The following is a 20,298-nucleotide window of genomic DNA, read 5'->3' on the forward strand; positions in this document are numbered from 1 at the left end:
TATTGACATGAACAGACAGGAAGAGAAGACGAAAGTCATCTATAACGGCAAAATTGTTACGGAGCACGAGGGAGTTATAGAATCAGGCACAATCGCTTGGAAAGGAGAACGAATCGAGTATATCGGTCCAACACAGGCGTATTCCGGACATCGGATTGCACACGGAACGCCGCAAGAATCGATCGATGCGCAAGGCGGTTGGGTGCTGCCGGGATTTATCGATGTGCATGTGCATGGGGGCAACGGGCATGATTTTATGGAGGCCGCCCCCGAAGCCTACGATGTTATCACCCGTTATCACGCGCAGCACGGTACGACGGGCATGCTTGCAACAACGGTTACAGCTCCGCGCGATGCCCTGACCCGCGTCATCCGCGCTGCGGATGCGTACCGCCGGGCAGACCCCGCCTATGCTGAGCTGCTGGGCGTACATCTTGAAGGGCCTTTTATTAGCTCCTCATGGTCCGGTGCCCAGGACCCCAGGCATATCGTACCGCCTCAGCAGGATTGGCTGGAGGATTGGGTGGGCGAATATCCGGACATCATCCGGATGCTGACGCTTGCACCGGAGCTGGACGGGGCTATGGCGCTCATTGCATGGTTAAGTGAGCGGGGGATTGTTGCTGCGTGCGGGCATACGGATGCTGATTATGACTGCATCCGCGAGGCGGTGGGCCAAGGGCTGCGCCATGCCGTGCATACCTTTAATGCCATGAAGGGACTGCACCATCGCGAGCCCGGTACCGTGGGAGCCGTCCTCAGCGATGACCGGATAAGTGCTGAAATCATCGCGGACGGTTACCATGTCCATCCGGCGTGTATCCGGATGCTGTCGAAGCTGAAGGGCGCGGATCAATTGATTCTCATCACCGATGCGATTCCAGCCGCCGGTCTGAGCGATGGCGAGTATAACATCGCGGGTCTGGATGTCATTGTGAAGGACTCGGTTTCCCGGCTTAAAGATGGAGGTAATCTGGCCGGATGCACGCTTACGATGATCGAGGCATTCCGGTTTATGGTAAGGGAAGCCGGACTCGGCGTTGAGCAGGTCAGCCGCTGCGCGAGCGGCAACCCTGCCCGGCTGCTGGGTGTTGAGGAGCGGATGGGCAGCCTCTCCACAGGCAAGCTTGCGAATATACTGCTGGTCACGCCGGAGCTTGAGTTGAAGCGTGTGTGGGTGCATGGCAGACCTGTATGGGAAGAGGAGGATTGTACTAAAGGATGAAACAAACGAATATAGCAGTCATAGGGGCAGGTTCTATTTCGGAAGCCCATTTAAAAGCGTACGACCGTAATAGCGACGCGAAGCTTTATGCCATTTGCGATTTGAATGTGGAACGGGCCAATGCTGCTGCCCGCAAATATGGCATCGCAAACATTTACACCGATTATCGCGAGCTGCTGGCGGATCCCTCGATTGAAGCGGTCAGTATTTGCACCTGGAACAATAAGCATGCGGAAATGGCCATTGCCGCGATAGAAGCCGGCAAGCATGTGCTCGTGGAGAAGCCTCTTTGCCGTACGGTAGAGGAGGCGCTGCAGATACAGCGGGCCGTTCGTTCCTCGAATAAAATTTTGCAAATCGGCTATGTCCGCCGCTTCGAGCCGAAAGCTCAAATGCTGCGCAAGTTTGTGGATGAAGGCGAGTTTGGTGATATTTATTTCGCCAAGACGTCCTACATTCGAAGATTGGGCAATCCCGGCGGCTGGTTCGCGGATATCGAGCGCTCCGGCGGAGGTCCGCTTATTGATATCGGCGTACACGTCATCGACATCATCTGGTATTTGATGGGCAAGCCGAAGGTCAAATCCGTAAGCGGGAACACCTACCGGCAGCTCGGAAACCGGGCGAATGTGGAAAATCTGTCTTTTTACAAAGCGGCTGATTACGATGCCGGAAAAAACACCGTTGAGGATATGGCTAATGTTATGATCCGGTTCGAAAATGGCGCATCGCTGCTGGTTGACGTGAGCTTTACGCTCCATGCCAAGGATGAGAGCTCGATTCGCTGCTTCGGTCAACGAGGGGGCTTTGAAATCGAACCGGAGCTTGTCCTTGTCACGGAAAAGCATAATACGATTCTCAATATGCAGCCGCAAACGGATAGTCCCGGGTTTCAATTCGATACGGCCTTCCAGAACGAGATCGATCACTTTATCGATTGCGTGAGGCAGGGCAAAGAACCGATCAGTCCAGTAGAAGACGGCGTCGAAATGATGAAAATATTATGCGGTATTTATGAATCGGCAGCTAAAGGGGTAGAAATATTGCTATGAAAATCGGAGTAAGTACTTACAGCCTATGTCGGGCTATCCAGTCACAAGAAATGAGCGTTACGGAAGCGATAAGCTATATTGCCGAAATAGGCGGGGAGCATGTCGAGATTGTTCCCATCGGGTTTGATTTGACGGAAAGTCCCGAATTAATTGAAGCCATACGCAACAAAGCGGCCGAACTGAACATAGATGTTTCCAACTATTCCATTGGAGCCAATTTTGCGGGAATCGATGAGCAGTCGTACCAGTTGGAAATTCAACGGGTGATGAAGGAAGTGGACATTGCCAGCCGCCTCGGTGTGAAGCGCATGCGGCATGATGTGGCAACCTCCGACGATATCTCGATTCGCCAATTTCTCGCAGATTTGCCCCGGATGGCTGACGCTTGCCGCCAGATTGCAGATTATGCTGCGCAATACGGGATTACGACCAGTGTAGAAAACCATGGTTACTACTTCCAGGCCAGCGATCGTATACAGGCGCTTATTCATGAAGTGAACCGCGACAATTTCAAAACGACGCTGGATATCGGAAACTTTATGAGCGTGGACGAAGATTCCGTAGCTGCGGTAAAGAAAAATATTTCTTACGCCTCGATGATTCACGTGAAGGATCTATATCTTCGTCCGTCCAATCAAAACCCGGGCGAGGGGTGGATCCTGACGCAGAGTGGAAATTATTTGCGGGGTGCCATTGTCGGGCAAGGGGACATTAAGATCCGGGAAGTGCTGCAGATCATTAAGAACTCCGGATATGACGGATATGTTTCCATCGAATTTGAAGGGATGGAGGACTGCCGGACGGGAACAAGAATAGGTTTGGACAATGTAAAAAGAATATGGAATGAGATTCAATAGACGATAGAGAACATAGATACATTCATGATTCAAAGGCCGCTGATGAGTCAGGGGTCTTTCCTTTTATACTGTGCCTGGAAATATATGGAGGTTTGATGTATGGATATTATCGGAAAGCGTACTTTACCGGGACTGCTTAAGGAAAAGACCACACTTCATCCTGATAAACCTTTTATTCTTTTTGAAGACAATAATGAACAGATATTTACCTTGAATTACAAACAATTTTCGGAAAAAGTAAATCGGTTGAGCATGGTTTTTCTCCAACATGGGGTAGAGAAGGGGGATCATGTCACCCTGCATTTACCGAACGGCTTGGAATTTATGATGTCGTGGTTTGCGCTAGCTCATATAGGGGCCGTCATGGTACCAACTAATATTTTGTCAACGGCGGACGAAATGGATTATGTCATCAGCCACTCCAAATCGGTACTACTCATCACGGAACAGATCTATTTGGATAAATTTAATGACAGTGCCCGGAATTCGCCATCCCTTCGGGAAATTTTACTTGCCAGATATGAAGGTGACCCATTCCGCAATAAAAGCTTGCATGCCTTGATGGAAGAGGTGAAAGAGGAGGCATCTTCGATTCAGCTTGAATCGGAGGATGTGGCCGCGATGCTGTATACGTCCGGTACGACATCACAGCCGAAAGGAGTCCTCATCACCCATGCCAACTATGTGTATGCAGGTGAAGTGATGTCGAAATCGATCCGTCTATCGCCGGATGACCGGCAGTTGATTGTGCTGCCGCTATTCCATGGGAACGCGCAGTATTACTCTACCATGTCGGCCTTAATTGTCGGCGGCAGCATCGCGATCACTGAAAGATTCAGCGCTTCCCGCTACTTCAAGCAAGCCATAAGAATGAAAGCGACGGTCGGCTCGCTTTTTGCCGCACCCATCCGCATGATTCTCGGTCAAGTATTTGATCCGGACGACCGGAATCATCAGCTCCGTCTCATCTGGTTTGCGCAAGTCGTAACGGAAGCTCAACTGGATCTTTTTGAAGAGCGGTATCATACGCGGCTGCTGCAATTATATGGCATGACAGAAATTCTGGGTGCACCGTTGATGGTGCCGCTTGACAGTGCGGGGAAAAGTGTGGGAATCGGGAGGCCGACCCTTGGTTTCCAGGTAAAGGTGGTAAACGAAGATAGTCAGGAGGTGCCGCCTGGCGAGGTCGGGCAGTTGATTGTAAATGGAGTACCCGGACGGTCCTTGATGAAAGGATATTTTAATAACCCGGCAGCGACTCAAGAAACCATTCAGGATGGATGGCTCTATACAGGCGACAATGTCCGGATGGACCAGGAAGGCTGCTTTTCCTTTGTCGACCGGAAGAAGGATATGATCAAGCGCTCGGGGGAGAACGTGTCAGCCAATGAAATCGAGAAGGTGATCAGTGATCATCCGGCTGTATCCGACTGCGTGGCAATCGGGATTTCTGACGAGATTCGGGATGAGTCCATTAAGGTCTATGTGGTACTGAGGGCCAACGAAGAAGTATCGGAAGAGGATATTATTTCCTACTGCAAAATTCGTTTGTCGAAGTTCAAAGTGCCGGAGTATGTGGAATTTATCGCGGAGCTGCCCCGCACGTCCGTAGGGAAGATTCAGAAGCATCTGATACGTAAATGTCATGAGGAAGGAATGAAACAGCATGGATAGAACGAGGTCCGGACAAACGGCAGTCGTGTCTGTTATCGGAATTGGAAGCACACGTTACGGCACATTACAGACATCTTTTGCGGAGCTGATAATTGAAGCGGCGGTCCAGGCGCTTGACGATGCCGGTCTCAGACCGGAGGATATCGATGCTTTATATCTCGGTAATTTTGCCGGGGACCAGTTTATCGGACAAAATCATCTCGCGTCTTATGCCGCATCCGCTATAGGTCTGCAGGGAGTGCCCGCCACAAGAGTGGAAGGGGCGTGCGCCTCCGGCAGCTTGGCGATCCGCGAAGCCGCCTTTGCCATAAGAAGCGGATTCTATAAACGCGTTCTGGTCGTGGGGGCGGAAAAAATGTCTACTCTGCCCACAGCCGGAGTTACGAGCATGCTCGCCCAAGCCAGCAATAAAGAACTGGAAGTGGAGATCGGGCTAACCTTTCCCGCCTTATTCGCCTTAATTGCACAGCGTCATATGCACCGGTATGGGACTACGCGGGAACAAATGGCTGCCGTGGCCGTGAAGAATCATGACAACGCCCTGCTGAACCCTAATGCCCATATGCATAAAAAAATTAGTATGGAAGAAGTGTGTTCCTGTACAAGTATGGTGGCGGAGCCGTTAAACCGGTATGATTGTTCGCTTATTTCCGACGGCGCGTCCGCCATGGTTCTCTGCTGTCCGCAGCTGGCGGCGGATTATCGGAATGATGTGGTCGATATCATCGCGTCGGGTCAAGCGTCAGGCCCATTCGAAATATTCGCAAATGACGATCTGACTTCCTTTAGCGCGACCCGGCTCGCAGCGGCGAGTGCTTATGAGATGGCCCGTATTGCACCTGGCGATGTAGATGTCGCAGAAGTTCATGACTGCTTTACGATTGCCGAAATTGTGGCGACAGAGGACCTGGGTTTTTTTCAACCGGGTGAAGGGGGAGCGGCGGCTATTGAAGGACGAACACGTCTGGGCGGGCAACTGCCGGTCAACACCAGCGGTGGATTGAAGGCAAAGGGACATCCGATCGGTTCCACGGGAGTCGGACAGGGTGTGGAAGTCGTTACCCAATTGCGCGGACAGGCAGGCGGACGCCAGGTGCCCGGCGCAGCCATCGGTCTCACTCACAATTTAGGCGGATCCGGCGGTACTTGCGCCGTTCATATTTATCAAAGGAGGTAGGTGAGTTTGTCCCATCCATTCACGGTTTATCAGTGTCATTCCTGCGGGCTGCGGTCAATCACCGCTCCGGGATATTGTTCCCGCTGCAGAAGCAAGCAAAGCTATGAGCTTATCGAGGCAGAAGGAAGAGGAACGGTGTTTTCTTGTACGACTGTCTATGTTTGCGAGCAAAAATGGCAAGCAGAAGCCCCCTATCAATTGGCTGTAATTGAATGTGAAGAAGGCTTGCGTGTGCTGGGTAGAATAGCCGATTCCGGGGCGAATCCAGTGAAGATCGGAACTAGCGTGACCTTAACGGAAGTCAGAGATGGAGTCCCGTTTTTTCATATCATGCAGGGATAAAGGAGCCAACGACGATGAACAGTCCATTTCAACCCGGTCTTGAGAACGTAATCGCCAGCGAAACGGCGATCTCATATTTGGATGTCGAGAATGAAGAAATTGTACTACGCGGTTATGATCTGATTGAGCTGGCGAATAAAGTCACTTATGTGGATATTATAGCCTTGATGCTGGACGGGAGCCTGCCTGCCGAAGAACAGAGAACGGCGCTTGAACTAAAGCTGAAATCGGAGGAGGGTTTGCCGCAGCGTGTGATCTCCATCATGCAGTCGCTACCCGAACAAACGCATTTCATGGATGCCCTGCGAACAGGAATATCATCCATCGCCTCCTTTGATGAAGAATTGGAAGACCGCTCTCCGGAAGCCAATTATCGCAAGTCGATTCGTTTGCTTGCCAAAGTACCCCAAATTGTTGCAAACAGCTATCATTCTGCGATGAATAGACCACTGGTGGAACCGCAAAAGGAGCTTTCTTACAGCGCCAATTTCTTGCATATGATTACCGGGAAGAGCGCTACTGCCCTGGAACAAAAAGCGTTTGATCAATCGCTGATCGTCTATAGCGAACATGAAATGCCGAATTCGACATTTGCTGCCCGTGTCATTGCTTCCACTCAAGCTGATATATATGGGGCTTTGACAGGTGCGGTGGCATCGCTTAAAGGAACACTTCATGGCGGGGCGAACGAGGCGGTCATGAAAATGCTGCTGGAGGCCGGCACGGAGGACAACATGGAACCGCTGATTCTCGGTAAATTAGCCCGCAAGGAACGAATTATGGGTTTTGGCCATCGCGTCTACATGAAAAAACCAGATCCGCGGGCAATGCTTATGAAGGAAGCGCTTAGAGAGCTGGCTGCAGCTAAAGACGAAGACCGACTGTACCAAATGTGCGTGATTGGGGAAGAAGTGATGAAGCGGGAAAAAGGGTTATATCCCAATCTCGATTATTATGCCGCTCCCGTTTATTATTTGCTGGGTATCCCGATCGATCTGTTTACGCCGGTCTTTCTGGCTGCCCGCACGGTCGGAATTTGCGCCCACGTGATCGAACAGCACCAACACAACCGGCTTTTCAGACCCCGCGTTCTGTATAACGGTCCCCGCGGACTGCATCCCTAGCACAATTAGAGAGAGGAAGGAACAAGGATGACAACAGGTAAAGTGGATAAGCTGCTGGAGGAAATTGCGGACTATGCCCTTCATTATACAATCGAAAGCGAAGAAGCCTTTCATATTGCACAGCATGTGCTGCTCGACTCGATGGGAACCGCGATGCTGGCGCTGCGATTTCCAGCGTGCACGAAGCATCTGGGCCCTCTTGTTCCGGGTGTCGTCGTGCCGCACGGCTGCCGTGTGCCGGGTACCCGGCTGGAGCTCGATCCGGTTCACGGCGCATTCAATATCGGCTGCATGATCCGCTGGCTCGATTTCAACGATACATGGCTTGCCGCTGAATGGGGGCATCCTTCGGATAATTTGGGCGCTATTCTGGCCGTTGCGGATTATGTAAGCCGCTGCCGCGTCGCAGAGGGCAAAGAGCCGCTGAAAATACGCGACGTTCTAATTGCTATGGTGAAGGCACACGAAATTCAAGGGGTGTTGGCGCTCGAAAACAGTTTGAACCGCGTAGGCTTGGACCATGTGCTTTTTGTGAAAATAGCCTCTACTGCCGTTGCCACAACTCTATTAGGCGGCAATCGCGAAGAAGTCATTAATGCGGTTTCAAATGCTTGGCTCGATGGGGGAAGCTTAAGGGCGTATCGTCACTTCCCGAATACAGGCTCGCGCAAATCATGGGCGGCTGGCGATGCGACAAGCCGCGCCGTACGGCTGTCCCTCATGGCGATCCATGGAGAGATGGGTTACGACACGGCGTTGTCGGCTCCAAGGTGGGGGTTCCAGGACGTGCTGTTCAAAGGAAATGAATTAACGCTCGCCCGGCCGTTAGGAGCCTATGTGATGGAAAATATTTTGTTCAAAATATCATTTCCAGCCGAGTTTCATGCCCAGACGGCAGTCGAATGCGCGTTTGATTTACATCATCTTGTGAAAAACAGGCTGGATGAAATAAGCAAAATCACACTGACCACTCACGAGTCTGCCATCCGCATCATCGACAAGAAAGGACCGCTGCACAATCCGGCGGACCGCGATCACTGCCTCCAATACATGGTTGCCGTTGGTTTATTGTTCGGCGAATTAACCGCTGAACATTATGAGAATGAAGCGGCGGGCGATGGCAGGATTGATGCGCTCAGGGACAAGATGGTTGTCGTAGAAAATCCGCAGTACAGCAAGGATTACCTTGATCCGGACAAACGCTCCATCGCCAACGCGATACAGATTCATTTCACCGACGGAACGGAAACGGACACCATAGAATGCGAATATCCGATTGGTCATCGCAGACGCCGCGCGGAAGGATTGCCGAAATGTATAGAAAAATTTGAAAACAATCTGTTGACACGGTTCCCAATGAAGCAAGCATCGCAAATAGTCGACCTTTCGTTGGATTTAGAACGGCTTGCCGAAACACCGGTCCAGCAGTACATGAGCATGTTCGTTATTTGATCGCCAAAAAAATAGTACTGGGGTGGACAACGATGTCATGGTTGATCGAGCAAGAACCGGAGCAAAAGGATTTGGCCGCTCGTTTTCTGCAAAGAATGGACAGCGGTCCCATTATGAAAATTCCCGGCGCACATGATGGAATGGCGGCGCGGATTGCCAAACAGTTTGAGTTCGAAGCGATCTATCTTTCCGGAGCGGCCTATTCCGCCAGCCGCGGCTTGCCGGACCTGGGTCTGATCTATTCAAATGAAGTAGCGGACCGCGCTCGCGAGCTTATTCGTTCTTCAGGGCTCCCGCTGCTCGTAGATATCGATACAGGGTTTGGCGGTATACTGAACGCTGCCCGGACAGCCAAGGAGATGCTGGAGGCTAAAGTGGCCGCAGTGCAAATCGAGGACCAGGAGATGCCGAAGAAATGCGGGCATTTGAATGGGAAACGGCTTGTTTCCATTGAAGAAATGCAGCAAAAAATAAGCATAATCAAGGAAATGTGCCCCTCTTTGGTTGTGATTGCCCGTACAGATGCCAAAGGCGTGGAAGGCATGGAGTCGGCGATCGACCGGGCCAGCCATTATATGGCCGCCGGAGCGGACGGTATTTTCCCGGAAGCGCTGGAAAACGAACAAGAATTCAGAAGGTTCCGAGCTGCAGTAGACTGTCCCTTGTTAGCCAATATGACGGAATTCGGGAAAACCCCTTATTTTACAGCTGATCAATTTCAAAGCTGGGGCTACAATATGGTCATTTATCCGGTCACATCTTTGCGGGTTGCCGCCAAGGCGTATGAACGGGTATTTACAGAAATCAGCAGAACCGGAACGCAGGTGCAATCCTTGGATGATATGCAAACCCGCAAAGAGTTATATGACACGATTCGATACGATGAATACGAGAAGCTGGACGGGAAAATAGCGCAAAGAGAAGGCGGGGACGCCAAATGACGACGTGCGGTAAACGGATTGTGATTGTAACAGGTTCAGCCAGAGGAATCGGCTACGCAATTGCAGAAGCATTCGCCCGCAATGGGGATCAGCCGATTATAGCGGATTTGAGCTTCGATCACGCCCGGGAAGCTGCAAATTCGTTGGTGGAAAAGTATCATTGCAGCCCGGCAGCTTATGAATTGGACGTTGCCAATCCGTTATCCGTTGAAGCCTTCATAGGGCATGTAGTTGATAAATGGGGAAGAGTAGACATTGTTGTCAATAACGCGGGTTTGCAGCATATCGATCCTGTGGAACAGTTCCCGGTGGATAAATGGGACGCCTTGATCAATGTCTTGTTGAAGGGACCGTTTCTTCTGACCAAGTATTGTGTGCCGCATATGAAAAAACAACAATACGGCAGAATCATCAATATTTCTTCCGTACACGGCAAATTGGCCTCCCCTTACAAAAGCGCGTATGTTGCCGCCAAACATGGAGTTGTCGGCTTGACACGCACAGTCGCACTTGAGGTCGCCAGCAGTCACATTACGGTCAATGCGGTGATGCCTGGCGCCGTTCACACGAAGTTGGTCGACGAACAATTGCTTAAGCTGGCGGAAAAAGACGGCACTACGCCTGCCGAAGCGTTGGAGCAGCATATTTTGGCCAAGCAGGCGATCAAACGATTTATTAAACCGGAAGAAGTGGCCGCCTGCTGCATCTATCTTGCCTCCGAAGGAGCCGCAGGCATAACAGGGGAGACGATCAGCGTTTCCGGTGGCTGGTAGAAATTGTGAAGCGAGTTGGAGGAGCTATTGTGGAATAGGCTCAAATCGTTTCATTTAAGTGGAAATATACCGGAATCATGAAGAGGAGTCCCTTATTCTGTACTATTAAATGTGTAGGAAGTTCGCTCTACCCAATAACAATAAGCAATTGAATACATTGTTAAACATTCTATTGTAGGATGAGTCATGCATTGGGAATTTCCCCTATATGTGCTACTCATCCTCTTTTTTTTCTACGACTGATCAATTAATTTTCTGCCTCTCTAAGTTATTTTGCAGGATTTCTTCTGAAGCGACGACGCTTAGTTGTATCCTCTAACCGTAAAGACCAACGTTGTCTTTCGGCATGAAAAGCTTAGCTAGCCCTGCGAATTGTCCAGCGCAGTTGCTGGCCGCTGAATGGACCGATGACGAATGTGGGATACCATGATTGCAATGGAGGTCGATAAGAAGACGATCTGGATTAGGGTGCGAGGGACAAGAGCATCTGACGCGTTAGTTGTGATACCTTCGAGTGCTGCGTATATATTGGCTGGGAACATCGCGACAAGCATGAGGGTAAGCCCGCCAGCTGCCCATGTGGCGGTCGGCCGCCACAGCAATCCTATAGCGCCGGCCAACTCAAGCAGACCGCTGATGGTTATGAGTAAACCGGGATTTGGTAGGGCTGGCGGGACCATGCTGATGAGTTCAGCGCGCATCCCGACGAAGTGAACAACACCGGTCAGTACGAACATGGCCGATAGCCCGCCCCGAAGTGCAACAGACCAAGGACGTAGACGCTTAACCCCTACGGCTCCTGCAATTAGGAGCGCGAGCGTGACTACAACAAGTACGATAAGTGGTTCCATTAGATTTACCTCCTATTATTTGTCTTGCGGTAAAAATCACGAATTCGAAATGCGCAAAATGTGTATAGATACTATACACTTAACTCAAAATTTTTTGTGATGCTTCTGCTACAAGTGACTCAATTTTTCTTCTATTTTCGTTAAAAAATCTTTTGCAAAGGTGACCTTATCAACAGGGACATCCTGTAAAATCTCTACGACCATCTTCTTGAATTTATTATGATATTCCAAATGATGAGCATAGGCAGTTTCACCTTTAGCGGTTACTTTCAGTATAATCCTCGACTGGTTGCGAATATCCTTCTCTTTTGTAATCAGCCCCTTCTGCTCAAGTTTTTTGAGCACTTGGGACACCGCGCCTTTGGTTACCCCACAATGCTCTGCCAGTGCAGTGATATGGATGCCTTCATGTTCCTTTATTTCATTAAGCGTATGAATCTCTGAATGATATAAAGGTTCCCCAATCCCATAGTCCTTGTTTTTCCGATCTACTTTGGAGAATGTATGGATAACGTCCAAAAGGGTGTCGCTGATATTCTCTTTAGAAATTTCATCTTTATTCATCATAAGGAAAGCATATAGCACCTATACACATTTGTCAATCAAATCAAAAGCCTGATCCCGCCGCCAGGGGCTCCTCTTTTTGTGCATATCCCCAAGCTGTCATAACGTACAACAGCCGTTCCTCTTGCTCATACGTGTCCATACAATAAGTGGTAAAAGGACTGTCTTTGTCTTGCACGCACAAGACCATTCGCCAAATGACGAAGAGGTGATCAGAATCAGAACTCCTTTTTGGGGCATTACCATGCAAATGAATGGCTTCCGGGCTAGGAAAATTGCGGCAATCGTCAGGTTGCCCGTAAGAAAGAAGCTGCCGGAGTCGATCAATAAGCCCGCGATCAAGGTGCCCAGGGAAGAGGAAACCGGGCGCGTGGAGGGGTCAATCGCAAGGATCAGCCGGAACCGCGGAGCCGGAGCAAAGTCAACCCGTAAACCGGCAAACCTGAAGCTTGCCTCAAGGCGTCCAGCTGAAGTAAATGCGCCTACCCGAAGCAATCGGATATCCGGCCCTCCTGCCGGCAGGAGCGCAGTAAAGCGCAAACCGGCAGGCGCTGCAGGGAAAACCAAAAGCGGGGAGCCAGTAAAAAGAAACATACTTCATTCTCATGGAACAGCACCGCGCAAGCAAAGCCGAAAGCGAAAGCGCAGCATCCCGAGTACCCGAACCGCCAAATCGCCCGCTAATTTCCACCATGGAACAGCAGAGCGTTTCCCCCAGCCGAATGAAAACAGCATAATGCATCCAGCTCCTACAGCCGGAGGGCCGGAGGCAGTCGTTTCCATCGTTATTCCCGTCATGAATGAACGCCGTTCGATTGCGCGGGTCATTCAGGAGGCCAGACGAATTCATAGGAATGTGGAAGTCATTGTGGTAGTAAACGGATCGACGGACGGTTCCGCTGCAGTTGCCAAACGAAATGGGGCGCAGGTGATTGAGTTCGCCGAGCCGCTTGGGCATGATGTGGGACGCAGCGTTGGCGCAGCAGCAGCAAAAGGTCAGGTGATGCTTTTCATCGACGGGGACATGGTGATCAGCGGTACGTCTCTTCGGCCGTATGTAGATGCCGTATTGGACAGAGGCATCGATGTGGCTCTCAACGATTATTCCGGGCCGACCAATAAGCAGGTTGTCCACAGCGTCGTTCTTGCCAAACATGCTTTAAATTCGCTCCTTGGACGGCCGGATTTGAAAGGGACCTCAATGACGGCAGTGCCCCATGCGATAAGCCGCCATGCGCTTGAAGCCATAGGTACGGATGCCTTGTCCGTACCTCCTCTGGCGCATGCCAAAGCCGTGCAGCTTGGACTTAACGTTAAGGCCGTACACCCCGTCAACGTTGGTAAATTGAATTTGCCGCGGCTGGAGCGGGAGAGAACCAATCCGCTTGAAAAACTTATTATCGGCGATCATCTGGAGGCGATAGACTGGCTGTCCCAACAGCGTGACAGCCTTGGCGGTTTTACTGCTTGGCAGCGAAATCAGGAAATGGCGAGGTGAGCCTATGCGGGTGGCGAAGCCGGTAAAAGCAGCCAAAGGGAAGATAAATCCCCGGAGATCGCGGAAAAGACCGTCTTCGAGGCGAAAGAAGCCTATGCATCATGCAAAAGCATTCAAGCCGAAGACGGCCGGTCCGAGAACCTCTTATATTGATGGGAGACACGATGCTATCAAGCTGCGGGAGGCTGGCAGCTTGCCTTCTCTGGAAGCGCTGAAGCTGCGGATGAATGAAAGCTGGTCCCGTCGGCACCGGCTGAACGGCAGACTCAGTGACAATGTGCTGCAGCAGGGAAGAGCGTATGCGGATGGGTTTCTGGATGAGCTGCGTCTCAGCAGACAGAGCTGGCAGCCGGTGAAGCTGTCAGGCTCGGCGTCAGCTATCGTTCTCGCCGGAAGGGAAGGGGACCTGAAGTTTGATTGTTTGCGTGAATTGAACCGTTTGCCGCTGCAGGAAATCATTGTGGTTCTGGAGGATGCGGCTGGCCGCGATTATGATGCCCTTCGGGCATTGCCGGGCATCACCGTTGTGCATGTGGGGACTGCTCTTCAGCGCGATAGTGGGCGGTCCATTGGAGCAAGGCTGCTGCGGACGGATACGATGCTCTTCTGTGATGCGCATGCGCCCATACCAGCCGAGCGATTGGCCTACCTGCTCGCAGCGGTGGATAGCGGTGCTGATGTGGCGATCAGCGAGACCACAGACGCGCTCGGCGTATTCCGGAAATGGGATGAACTTTCACGCGTGAAAGCATTTGTTAACTGGTCGCTAGGCCGGCCTGACCTGTTGGCCAACTCCAATTCGGAGCTGCCCAATGCTTGGTCCCGGAGGGCGGTAAATCTTGTAGGAGAAGCCGCGCTTTCGCTTCCTCCAGTAGCCCAACAGACCGCGCTTTATCACCAACTGAACATCGTAGTCTGCCGCAATGTGCACCCCGTTGGGAACTTGCGGGAATCCGGAGGCTTGGGCGTGAACAGCCTTGCCGCTTTCGGCCATCTGGCCGCCTTGAAAGCAGCAATGGATCATAGAGGAGGGCGCTTGTCGCATCCCGACCGGGTGAGACGCCGCGGCGCAGCTGGAGGTGCAGCGCATTGAAGCTTACCAGCATTATCATACCGACCCATAATGGACTTGAACTGGTACGGCAAGCGGTGGATTCTATCCGTCTGTATACCGACCGCCAGAATACTCCTTATGAAATTATTATTGTTGACAATGCTTCGACTGACGGGACAGCCCAATGGTGCCTTAAAGAACAGCTTGCTTTCATTTCTTTGCCTGTGAACACCGGCTTTCCGGTGGCGTGCAATAAGGGATTGCGGCTTGCGCGGGGCGATTCTCTCCTGCTGCTGAATAATGACGTCATCGTCTCGCAAGGCTGGTTGAGCACCATGCTTGGCGTGCTTGAAAGCGCGGAGGAAATTGGCATTGTGGGTCCTGTGACGAATTATGCCAGTGGAAAACAGCAGGTGGACTTTACCTTTCAATCTATGAAAGAATTTCACCGGATTTCAGGAGAGGTGCTGAACCGCAGCGGAGACGATGTGCAGCCGGTGCTTCGGCTGGTTGGTTTCTGCATGCTCTTCAAACGCTCGCTTTACGAGCGTATCGGTGAATTGGATGAACGCTTTACACCCGGGCATTACGAAGATGACGATTATTGTTTACGGGCGCGTATGAGCGGGTACAGCTTGCTGATTTGCAAGAATGTGCTTGTTTTCCACCAAGGCAGCGCCAGCTTTAATCGGAGCGGCGGAAGCGAACTGCAGCAGCTTGTCGAGCTTAACCGGCAGCAGTTTATTGATAAATGGCAGGTCGATCCCAGAATTTTTATATAGCTTGCGGCGTGCGTTTTCGCAATGCTAAGCGGGTGCTTACGAAGTCGCGTTTTCTTCGAAAACGCAGCGGATGCTTACGAAGTTGCGTTTTCTTCGAAAACGCAGCAGATGCTTACGAAGTTGCGTTTTCTTCGAAAACGCTTAGGAGGTCATTTATTTGAGAGCGATTATCTTGGCCGGTGGGACGGGTTCGCGGCTTCTTCCGCTGACCAGGCTGATGAATAAACATTTACTTCCGGTAGGCAAGCTTCCGATGATTTGTTACAGCCTGATCAAACTGAAAGAAGCAGGCATTACCGATATTCTTCTTGTTACAGGACGTGAGGCTGCGGGATCGTTTACCGATTTTCTCGGGAGCGGACTTGATTATGGCGTTTCCCTGACCTATCGTGTTCAGGAACAGGCCGGGGGTATCGCCCAGGCGTTGGAGCTTGCCCGGCCTTTTGTGGACAATGAAGATAAATTTCTGGTTCTGCTGGGTGATAATTTGTTCGAGGAGCCGTTGAAGCCGCATCTGGAAGCCTTCGTCCAGCAGTCTGAAGGGGCGATGGTCCTGCTCAAGCAGGTTCCGGATCCGGAGCGGTACGGTGTACCGGTCTTTGACAAGAAGGGCCGCATAAAACGAATCGAGGAAAAGCCGGAAAAACCGCAAACCAATTATTGCGTGACCGGCATTTATTTCTTCGATGCTTCCGTATTTACGCTGATCAGGCAGCAATCACCTTCCCAGCGGGGAGAACTTGAAATCACTGATGTAAATAACGCTTATGCAAGCAAAGGCAAGCTTCAGCATACCCTTATGAATGGCTGGTGGGCCGATGCCGGGACTTTCGAGTCGCTGCATGAAGCTGCGGTCAAGCTAATGGGGAAAATACCATGAACGGACGGGCGGGAAAATCCCTCCTGGGCAAGGCGCCGGTTTCACACCGGCATACGCGGACATCACAGGCAAAAGCTGCAAGCAGAAGGAAGTCTGCTCCGGCTTCAGTCCGCTCGCGCAACCGCGGCGGTAAGCCAAGGAGGAGCCCCGTGCTCAAGAAACGGACAAGGTTGGGGATTCGTCACCGTACCAAGCGCCTGAACCGCGAAGCTGTAGCCGGTAACCGAACGAAAGACCCTGCGGAGAAGCATACGCCTGCAGAAATCGCTGAAACCGCAGACCTCGCATATAAAAGAGGCTTCGAAAACGGCCAATATGAGGGTGGCGAAAAATGGCTGGAGAATGCCGTTCCGCAAAATATGCTCCTGCCGGAGGTATCGCTGCAGGAGATCATAGCCATTGGGGTAGAACAGCTTAAGCCGCGTTGTTACCCGCTTCTTGAACCACATGAGGTATTTGCCCAAATGGAGCAGGCTTTGACGTTAAACTCGCCTTGTGCAGTTGTACGGCTGGGGGACGGGGAGCTGCTTGCCTTGTCGCAGGATGTGGTCTATAACACCGGCGCGCTGAAGCAGGAAGGGGAATTTCTTCCCTATGCCGGTCTTCATACACCCGATATCGGGGCGCGTGACCAATTGGCCCTCGCTGTCCGGCACGCCCAGATTGTAGGGGTCCCCCTGTCGCGACGAAAGCATTTCCAACCTCTATTGTATCCCGTTCTACGTGGTCATGGCTTGAACCCCGGTACGCTGCGTCTGACCCAGTCAACGATTAATTACGGCCTTTATCAGGCCGGCCTGCTTAGAAGGCTGTTGACAAACCGCAAGCTGCTGGTCATTGGCAATGCCGCCCCCGCGCTTGCCCAGGTGCTTGTTGAGCAGGGGTTCATTGTTTCGGGGGTCATCAGTCCCGTCAACGGATTTGCCGATATCGATCGGGTTATCGATGAGGTTCGTCCGGTGATATTCGACCTGGCCCTGGTGTCTGCGGGTATTCCGGCGGTCGTGATTTGCTGGCGGATCGCCGCGGAGCGGGGTAAGGTAGCTTTGGATTTTGGCCATATGGCCGATGCGATGGTCAAGGGGAATGTGACGTTATAGGCAGCCGGATTCCAAAAAAATAGGAGTGACAAAGCTGATGATTCAGAAAAAACGGCGTACACAACTGTCAGGAAAAGGCAGGTTGGTCAAATCCGCCTCAAGCACCTCGCACGGGTATCCGGATGGTTTAAAAGCAGGTTACGAGGAAGGCATGCGCCTCGGATTTGACAGCTTCGGCAAGTTATTTGCAGGCACCAGCATTATTATCCCCAGCTATAACCAGGTCGATTATTTGAAGCAGTGCATCGAGAGCATAAGCGAGAACACCAGTGTGCCATACGAGATCATTGTTGTGGACAATGCTTCCGATGACGGGACGGCGAAATACCTCCGAACCGTAGGCAAAAACGTCCGGCACCGGATTCTGGAATCGAACCGGGGCTTTGCAGGCGCTGTCAATATCGGGATGATGATGGCCAAAGGCACGACGATGCTGCTGCTTAACAACGATACGATTGTGACAGAGAACTGGCTGAGTAATATGCTTCAATGCTTGGATAGCGATCCCAGAATCGGCATGGTTGGTCCGGTGACCAATTATATTAGCGGCGATCAACGTATTGATGTGCCGTATACAGATGTCCGTGACATGCCGGGATTTGCCCGGCGCTTCAATGTCCTGGATCCCGGCAAATGGCAGCGGACCGACCGGCTGACCGGATTTTGCCTGTTATTCCGCCGCGAGCTGTGGGAACGCACAGGTTTTCTGGATGAGGGTTACACGATCGGAAATTTTGAGGATGACGATTTCAATATTCGCGTGCGCCTGCAGGGCTATTCGCTCGTCATTGCGCGCGATACCTTTATTCATCATTATGGCAGCGTCAGCATGAAAGAGCTGGGTGGACGTTTCAACGAAGTGAATGATCACAATTTACAGTTTTATATAGAGAAATGGGGTAATCCGCAGGAGTTGATCCACGATGTAAAAGAAAGGCTGCACCCGCGTGTGGAACAGACCGCCGGGATGCCGCTCCCGCTTCAGCCGCAAGGAGAAACGGCCTTTTTTCCGCAGCATGTCGCCGTCCGCGGAGTCGGTCAGACCGTATACTGGATTGAGAAGGGAAAGCGAAGGCCGATAGAAGGATTTTCTGCGATACCGGTTGTACGCGTGTCCCAGGCGGATTTGCGTCGTTGGCCTGTCGGTGAAGGGATTTCAGCCGAAGCGGTAGCGGATTGCTGGCATGTCCATCCGCTGCCGAATGAGCCGTTTCCAGACGGAATGATCGTGAAGGTGGCCGATGGCCGGATTTATACGATGGAAGAGGGAAAACGCCGCAACCTCATTACTCCAGCAGCAGCAGAAGCGTGGGCGCTGCATCTTAAGCCCGAGGAGCTTGTACTGAGCACGGAAGAAATCGATTTATTGCCGGAAGGATGGCCGGTTATTCCGCCTTCCCGTGTGGCTCCACAGTTATAATCGATGCATGAAAGAGCGAAAGCCCGGGTCAGTATCATGCTGTAAATGCGAGCATATGCTGTAGGGAGTGGGGAGGGACAGCGGTATGCAGCATATTGTAACTGAAATCATCGAGCACATGTCCCGTTCCCACGAGCAGATAGCGCGTGTTATGGAAGCAGAGCGGCATGTGGCGGTCAGGATGGCCCAAATTGTGCATGCATTGCCGGATCATCATCCGGATTTCGGCGGGGTCAGTAAACTGATGGAACAGTCACAGTCGGTGAGCAAGAGCCTTGTTTCGTATCTGAACAGTATTGCCGAGCTTCAGGAAATGATGGCTGTGACTCTTACCGCAGTCATGAAGGAGCTCGCCGGTGAGGACGAGGAATAGGGCAGTCCTAAAGGAGAGTGCGGGCTTTGAGTCGTGAAACGGCATATGCTCGAATGCTCGATGCCTCCGCCAAGATGCAGTCGAATGTGGCAATGATCCTTGAAGCCAAAGCGGTCGAAGCGGAGAAGGTGCGCAGCTGGCTGTGCAATCATGTCACGCCCGATGCGTTCACGGAGCACGAAGAGCAGTTGAAGGAAACCTTGCTTGTGCACGAGCAGTTGATCGAGATTATTGACGGTTTGGCGAAGCTGGGTCAAGGCATGTCGAATGTCTTGAAAGCCGCCCTGCGTCAGGATCAGGAAAGCGGCGGCGGTTTCGGAGGCGGGTTTGGCGGGGGATTCGATATGGGAGACAAAGATCAATGAGTCTCATTCAGAAAGAATGGGAAGCCCGGCTTGAACTGATCCGATCCATTGCGGGCAGTCAGCGTGCGATTGCCCGCATTTTAGACAGCGTAGCAGATATCTCCAGTCAGACTCCCGGTATGGCACGGTCCATTTCCGGGAATTTACGCTACCTTACCGCTATGCAGCTGACGATGGCAGAAACCGTGGGACTTCTGCGGCTGAATCGGCCCGTACTGGGAGTTCCGAAGCGGCCTTGGCTGCAAAAAGGAGTGTTCCCCGGCAGCGGCCAGCAGTCCGGCAGCAGGCTGACGAGAAACGGGAGGAGACAAAAGTGAGCGTACCAGCACGAAAGCGCAGGCCGGGGCGGGCTGTGGCGAACAGACTCAGGAAGAGCCGCATCTTACGCCAAAGTAAAGCGGGGAAAGTCAAGAAACGGCCCGCCGTCCACAAGAGTACCTTGATGAAGAGGAAGAGGAAGAGGCGGCTTCTGACGCGCACGGGCAAAGTCATCAAGCGGCGGCGGCAGCGCAAGCGGACCGGCCCAAGAAACACAAGAAATGTGACCAAATCTTTTGATCAATCTTACAATGAAGGGTATAACGCCGGCTTCGCCAAAGGATTCGAGGACGGGCATCAGCTTGCCTATGCACAGCAGCCTTAACATTACGTATACCGTAGGCGGCATTGTTGCATTCAGAAACGACAAAACCGCCCTGCAGTTTGCCGTCAATCTGGCAACATGCAGGGCGGTTTTCGTATTTTTCACTATAATGTGAAAAAAACTAGATGGGCTGGGGGAGCGGCTTGCCTAG

At 51.9% G+C, this 20,298-nt stretch carries 22 protein-coding genes; 20 read left to right on the forward strand and 2 right to left on the reverse strand.

The annotated features are described in order from the left end of the window. The first annotated feature begins 7 nt into the window (after window positions 1-7). From nagA to IEY46_RS02025, 10 genes are all read left to right on the forward strand, one after another. Window positions 8-1,225, forward strand: a complete 1,218-nt coding sequence (gene nagA, locus IEY46_RS01980; RefSeq protein WP_188988631.1) for an N-acetylglucosamine-6-phosphate deacetylase — start codon at window positions 8-10, stop codon at window positions 1,223-1,225. Continuing rightward, window positions 1,222-2,277: a Gfo/Idh/MocA family protein gene (locus tag IEY46_RS01985; protein WP_188988633.1), complete on the forward strand. Its 1,056-nt coding sequence runs from the start codon at window positions 1,222-1,224 to the stop codon at window positions 2,275-2,277. Before nagA ends, IEY46_RS01985 begins: the two co-directional genes overlap by 4 nt. After that, entirely contained in the window at window positions 2,274-3,134 is an 861-nt protein-coding gene (locus IEY46_RS01990; RefSeq protein WP_188988635.1) for a sugar phosphate isomerase/epimerase family protein, read from the forward strand. The genes IEY46_RS01985 and IEY46_RS01990 overlap by 4 nt, the downstream gene beginning before the upstream one ends. A gap of 99 nt (window positions 3,135-3,233) precedes the next feature. Next, on the forward strand, window positions 3,234-4,808 hold the full coding sequence (locus IEY46_RS01995; protein ID WP_188988638.1) for an AMP-binding protein: 1,575 nt from the start codon (window positions 3,234-3,236) through the stop codon (window positions 4,806-4,808). Continuing rightward, on the forward strand, window positions 4,801-5,985 hold the full coding sequence (locus tag IEY46_RS02000) for a thiolase domain-containing protein (protein WP_188988640.1): 1,185 nt from the start codon (window positions 4,801-4,803) through the stop codon (window positions 5,983-5,985). Before IEY46_RS01995 ends, IEY46_RS02000 begins: the two co-directional genes overlap by 8 nt. Window positions 5,986-5,991: 6 nt before the next feature. After that, a complete protein-coding gene (locus IEY46_RS02005; protein ID WP_188988642.1) occupies window positions 5,992-6,327 on the forward strand; it encodes a Zn-ribbon domain-containing OB-fold protein in 336 nt (111 codons plus the stop codon). 14 nt (window positions 6,328-6,341) lie between these two features. Beyond that, on the forward strand, window positions 6,342-7,451 hold the full coding sequence (gene mmgD / locus IEY46_RS02010) for a citrate synthase (RefSeq protein WP_188988645.1): 1,110 nt from the start codon (window positions 6,342-6,344) through the stop codon (window positions 7,449-7,451). A 27-nt stretch (window positions 7,452-7,478) separates the two neighbouring features. Continuing rightward, the gene (locus tag IEY46_RS02015; protein WP_188988647.1) at window positions 7,479-8,903 is read left to right on the forward strand and encodes a bifunctional 2-methylcitrate dehydratase/aconitate hydratase; all 1,425 of its coding nucleotides are present in this window, start codon (window positions 7,479-7,481) and stop codon (window positions 8,901-8,903) included. 32 nt (window positions 8,904-8,935) lie between these two features. Beyond that, complete coding sequence (gene prpB, locus IEY46_RS02020) at window positions 8,936-9,844, forward strand: methylisocitrate lyase (RefSeq protein ID WP_188988648.1); 909 nt, start codon at window positions 8,936-8,938, stop codon at window positions 9,842-9,844. Continuing rightward, complete coding sequence (locus tag IEY46_RS02025) at window positions 9,841-10,617, forward strand: 3-hydroxybutyrate dehydrogenase (RefSeq protein WP_188988650.1); 777 nt, start codon at window positions 9,841-9,843, stop codon at window positions 10,615-10,617. The genes prpB and IEY46_RS02025 overlap by 4 nt, the downstream gene beginning before the upstream one ends. 359 nt (window positions 10,618-10,976) lie before the next feature. Here IEY46_RS02025 and IEY46_RS36215 read toward each other — a convergent pair whose 3' ends face one another. After that, the gene (locus tag IEY46_RS36215; RefSeq protein ID WP_229750003.1) at window positions 10,977-11,468 is read right to left on the reverse strand and encodes a DoxX family protein; all 492 of its coding nucleotides are present in this window, start codon (window positions 11,466-11,468) and stop codon (window positions 10,977-10,979) included. A 108-nt stretch (window positions 11,469-11,576) separates the two neighbouring features. Then, window positions 11,577-12,035 carry a MarR family winged helix-turn-helix transcriptional regulator gene (locus IEY46_RS02035; protein WP_229750004.1) on the reverse strand — a complete coding sequence of 153 codons (459 nt, stop codon included), beginning with the start codon at window positions 12,033-12,035 and terminating at the stop codon, window positions 11,577-11,579. Window positions 12,036-12,276: 241 nt separating this feature from the next. Between IEY46_RS02035 and IEY46_RS36875 the strand changes: the two genes are divergently transcribed. The 10 genes from IEY46_RS36875 to IEY46_RS36220 all read left to right on the forward strand — a co-directional run bounded on the left by IEY46_RS36875 (window position 12,277) and on the right by IEY46_RS36220 (window position 20,147). Continuing rightward, window positions 12,277-13,530 (forward strand): glycosyltransferase family 2 protein, encoded by a 1,254-nt coding sequence (locus IEY46_RS36875; protein WP_308422771.1) that lies wholly within the window; start codon window positions 12,277-12,279, stop codon window positions 13,528-13,530. Window positions 13,531-13,624: 94 nt separating this feature from the next. Further along, the gene (locus IEY46_RS02045; protein WP_188988656.1) at window positions 13,625-14,623 is read left to right on the forward strand and encodes a glycosyltransferase; all 999 of its coding nucleotides are present in this window, start codon (window positions 13,625-13,627) and stop codon (window positions 14,621-14,623) included. Then, window positions 14,620-15,366 carry a glycosyltransferase family 2 protein gene (locus tag IEY46_RS02050; RefSeq protein ID WP_188988657.1) on the forward strand — a complete coding sequence of 249 codons (747 nt, stop codon included), beginning with the start codon at window positions 14,620-14,622 and terminating at the stop codon, window positions 15,364-15,366. The genes IEY46_RS02045 and IEY46_RS02050 overlap by 4 nt, the downstream gene beginning before the upstream one ends. A 157-nt stretch (window positions 15,367-15,523) precedes the next feature. Further along, the gene (locus tag IEY46_RS02055; protein ID WP_188988659.1) at window positions 15,524-16,246 is read left to right on the forward strand and encodes a sugar phosphate nucleotidyltransferase; all 723 of its coding nucleotides are present in this window, start codon (window positions 15,524-15,526) and stop codon (window positions 16,244-16,246) included. Window positions 16,247-16,395: 149 nt separating this feature from the next. After that, the gene (locus IEY46_RS02060; protein ID WP_229750005.1) at window positions 16,396-17,346 is read left to right on the forward strand and encodes a GT-D fold domain-containing protein; all 951 of its coding nucleotides are present in this window, start codon (window positions 16,396-16,398) and stop codon (window positions 17,344-17,346) included. A 37-nt stretch (window positions 17,347-17,383) separates the two neighbouring features. Continuing rightward, entirely contained in the window at window positions 17,384-18,766 is a 1,383-nt protein-coding gene (locus tag IEY46_RS02065) for a glycosyltransferase family 2 protein (RefSeq protein WP_188988661.1), read from the forward strand. Window positions 18,767-18,851: 85 nt separating this feature from the next. After that, entirely contained in the window at window positions 18,852-19,139 is a 288-nt protein-coding gene (locus tag IEY46_RS02070) for a nucleoside-diphosphate sugar epimerase (RefSeq protein WP_188988663.1), read from the forward strand. 17 nt (window positions 19,140-19,156) lie between these two features. Then, a complete protein-coding gene (locus IEY46_RS02075; RefSeq protein ID WP_308422772.1) occupies window positions 19,157-19,504 on the forward strand; it encodes an alpha-helical endospore appendage domain-containing protein in 348 nt (115 codons plus the stop codon). Continuing rightward, window positions 19,501-19,821 (forward strand): hypothetical protein, encoded by a 321-nt coding sequence (locus tag IEY46_RS02080; RefSeq protein WP_188988667.1) that lies wholly within the window; start codon window positions 19,501-19,503, stop codon window positions 19,819-19,821. Before IEY46_RS02075 ends, IEY46_RS02080 begins: the two co-directional genes overlap by 4 nt. Then, window positions 19,818-20,147, forward strand: a complete 330-nt coding sequence (locus tag IEY46_RS36220; protein ID WP_229750006.1) for a hypothetical protein — start codon at window positions 19,818-19,820, stop codon at window positions 20,145-20,147. Before IEY46_RS02080 ends, IEY46_RS36220 begins: the two co-directional genes overlap by 4 nt. Window positions 20,148-20,298 lie beyond the last annotated feature (151 nt).

Origin of the sequence: Paenibacillus nasutitermitis, assembly GCF_014641075.1 — a bacterium.
In the GTDB taxonomy this organism is placed as follows: domain Bacteria; phylum Bacillota; class Bacilli; order Paenibacillales; family Paenibacillaceae; genus Paenibacillus_Z; species Paenibacillus_Z nasutitermitis.